4 protein-coding genes and 1 pseudogene are annotated in these 2606 nt (G+C 71.6%); 2 read left to right on the plus strand and 3 right to left on the minus strand.

Annotated features, from left to right (window positions below; all coding sequences use genetic code 11):
* Positions 1-85: 85 nt before the first annotated feature.
* Positions 86-334 carry a DUF397 domain-containing protein gene (locus G3I40_RS08480; protein WP_164301552.1) on the minus strand — a complete coding sequence of 83 codons (249 nt, stop codon included), beginning with the start codon at positions 332-334 and terminating at the stop codon, positions 86-88.
* Positions 331-1155 (minus strand): helix-turn-helix transcriptional regulator, encoded by an 825-nt coding sequence (locus G3I40_RS08485; protein ID WP_164301553.1) that lies wholly within the window; start codon positions 1153-1155, stop codon positions 331-333. The genes G3I40_RS08480 and G3I40_RS08485 overlap by 4 nt, the downstream gene beginning before the upstream one ends.
* Positions 1156-1230: 75 nt before the next feature.
* Between G3I40_RS08485 and G3I40_RS08490 the strand changes: the two genes are divergently transcribed.
* Complete coding sequence (locus G3I40_RS08490; RefSeq protein WP_164301554.1) at positions 1231-1635, plus strand: hypothetical protein; 405 nt, start codon at positions 1231-1233, stop codon at positions 1633-1635.
* Between the two features lie 53 nt (positions 1636-1688).
* Positions 1689-2345, plus strand: a complete 657-nt coding sequence (locus G3I40_RS08495; protein WP_164301555.1) for a pyridoxal 5'-phosphate synthase — start codon at positions 1689-1691, stop codon at positions 2343-2345.
* A gap of 48 nt (positions 2346-2393) precedes the next feature.
* On the opposite strand, the pseudogene G3I40_RS08500 reads toward G3I40_RS08495, so the two are convergent.
* Positions 2394-2606, minus strand: a pseudogene (locus tag G3I40_RS08500) (hypothetical protein); the annotation flags it as partial.

Below are 2606 nucleotides of genomic sequence, written 5' to 3' on the forward strand. Positions count from 1 at the left end.
GCCGACGATTCCGGCGCCGACGACCACGACTCCCGCCGCCCCGTCGCGCTCCGCCTGCGTCACGGCTGCGGGCGTCCCGAAGGCGTCACCGCGCCGCGAACCCGGCGAACGCCGCCCAGGCGCCCGCGCCGACCCGGAACGTCGGGCCGGTCGCCGGGTCGTTCTTGGAGTCGCGGAGGTGGACGGTGCGGGCGTGGGGGCAGGGCGCCACCTCGACGCACTCGCCGGTCGCGGAGCTGTGGCTCGACGTGCGCCAGGCGTAGGCGACTTCGAGGCAGGCTTCGCCCTGGTTGTTGCTGTAGCTGCTCTTGAACCACGCCAGTTCGGTCGTCATAGCCGTCCCGCCGTCCTCTCGATCAGGTCTGCGGACTCCCAGGGGTTGAGCGCCTGCCCCCGCAGCATGCCGAAGCGGTCCAGGCACTGGGCGACCTCGCCGGGCTTCGTGATCAACCTACCGGCGACCTGCCCGTCCGCGTAGGCATAGTTACGGCCCTCCAGCGTGCTGAGCAACTGCATTGATCCGGCGAGGCCCGCATGTCGTGGCCGGTCGGTCGGCATCACCTGGAGCATCAGGTTGCTCATCGAGCGGGACAGGGCGAGCACGTGGAGCAACTGGTCCCGCAACACGCTCCTTCCGCCGATCGCCCTCGTCAGCACCGACTCCTCAATGACGTACCCGAAGTTGGGGACGGGCACGCGCCGCAGAATGGCCTGTCGCTCGACCCGGCCCTGCACGTCCTTCTCGATCTGGTCGTCGGGCAGCCGTGGCACTGCCGACTCGTACAGCGCCTGCGTGTACTCCTCGGTCTGCAACAAACCGGGGAAGACCATGGACTCGTACGCATTGATGACCGCCGCCTTCTTCTCCAGCCGCACCCACCCCACGAACGTAGGCGGATACTTCTCCTCCTCCATCAACGGAATGCAGGACTCCAACGCCCCGCCCACATCCAGCAGTTGATCGGCGTCGGCCAGGAAGCTGGACGTCGGAATCCGGTCCCCGCACTCGTACGCGCTCTCCGTCGACACCGACACCAGCAGTCGCTCGGCAAGCTCCTTCTGCGTGAGGGCGGCCTGTGTGCGGAAGTACTTGATCAGTGCTCCGACGTGACGGCGGGCGGGACTCACCGTCTCCGCACTGTCCACAGTGGTCATGCCCCACTCCACATCGCCGCGTTGTGCTCACCGAAGTACTGGTGACGGTACGCAACCACGCCGATGCTCGGAGGCATGACGAGCGAAAACGCCCCGGACTGGGTACCGCGCGCCGGACTCCAACTGCGTTTGGCCGGAGTGCACTTCGACGCCGTCCGGGTGCGCGGCGTACGCGGCGAGGCGGTGCTGCACCATCTCGCCGCACTCACGGAGGGCGACGTCGGGCCCGTCGTGCGGGAGCTGTCCGGCGGACGGTGGACGTACTTCCTGCTGGCGCCCGGTGAGAGCAAGCGGTACGTGTGGCCGCCGGGCGCGGCGTGTTTCGGACCGGCGCCGCGGGACCAGTACGTCGGGATCCCGGCGCCGCACGGCAACACGTATCCGCTGAGCTGGCGTTGCGGCGCCCCGGTGGCAGGAGACTTCGTGGACGCCGAGCTGCTGCACGGGGTGCTGCTCGCGCAGTTGGGTACGCAGGAGTGAGCGGCGGGCGCGGGGCGCCCGCGGCCGACCCGCGCACCGGCGACAATCGCCCCATGGAAGCCGACCTCACCACCCTGCTGAAGTCCTTGCGCGTCTGGGACACCGAGCTGCCCGACTTCGACCCGGCGGCCACGCCCGGGGCGCCGCTCCCCCTGTTCACGCGATGGTTCGGACAGGCCGTGGCGGCCGGGCAGTCCGAGCCGCACACCCCGTCACTGGCGACGACGGACGCGGACGGGCACGCCGACGTCCGTACGGTGATGCTGCACGGCGCCGACGACCGCGCCCTGCACTTCGCCTCGCACGCGGGCAGCGCCAAGGGCCGCCAGCTCGCCGCCCGCCCATATGCGGCACTCGGCTTCTACTGGCCGGTGCAGGGCCGCCAGGTCCGGCTGCGCGGCCCCGTCCGCACCGCCCCCGCCGAGGTCGCGCACGCCGACCTGCACGCCCGCTCGACCGGCGCCCTCGCCTCCGCGCTCGTCGGTCACCAGAGCGAACTCCTCTCCTCCTACGAGGAGTTGGCACGCGCCTCCGAGGCCGCCTGGGAGCGGGCGCAGCATGAGCCGGACGCCCCGGTGGCCTCCTGGACGGTGTACGAACTGGAACCGGACGAGGTGGAGTTCTTCCAGGGGGACGCGCGGCGACGACACGTACGCCTCAAGTACGTGCGGCAGGACGGCGGTTGGGCGAAGCAGCTGCTGTGGCCGTAGGGGGGCGGCGGATGCGGGCGCCGGCGCCGGTCGGGCGCCCCCGCACCCTCACCCTCCCCCGAGCGTGACCACGCGCGCCCAGCGCGGCGGCGAGTCCGGTACGTAGTCGTGCTCCTCCCTCCTCCTTGCGGAGGCGGAAACGGGGCGCGGGAAGAGGCCGACGACCGTGCGGGCGGGCGGCGGCGCGGACGGCCAGGGCGTCTGGCCGTCCGTCAGGGCGACGATCACGTCCGGGCGGGGCCGCGAGCGCACCGCCCGGGC

Origin of the sequence: Streptomyces sp. SID14478 (assembly GCF_010548525.1) — a bacterium.
Lineage (GTDB): Bacteria > Actinomycetota > Actinomycetes > Streptomycetales > Streptomycetaceae > Streptomyces.

Coding starts and splice junctions, on each gene's coding strand:
- G3I40_RS08490 (WP_164301554.1), top strand. CDS start 1,231: ATGACGAGCGAAAACGCCCCGGACTGGGTACCGCGCGCCGGACTCCAA.
- G3I40_RS08480 (WP_164301552.1), bottom strand. CDS start 334: ATGACGACCGAACTGGCGTGGTTCAAGAGCAGCTACAGCAACAACCAG.
- G3I40_RS08495 (WP_164301555.1), top strand. CDS start 1,689: ATGGAAGCCGACCTCACCACCCTGCTGAAGTCCTTGCGCGTCTGGGAC.
- G3I40_RS08485 (WP_164301553.1), bottom strand. CDS start 1,155: ATGACCACTGTGGACAGTGCGGAGACGGTGAGTCCCGCCCGCCGTCAC.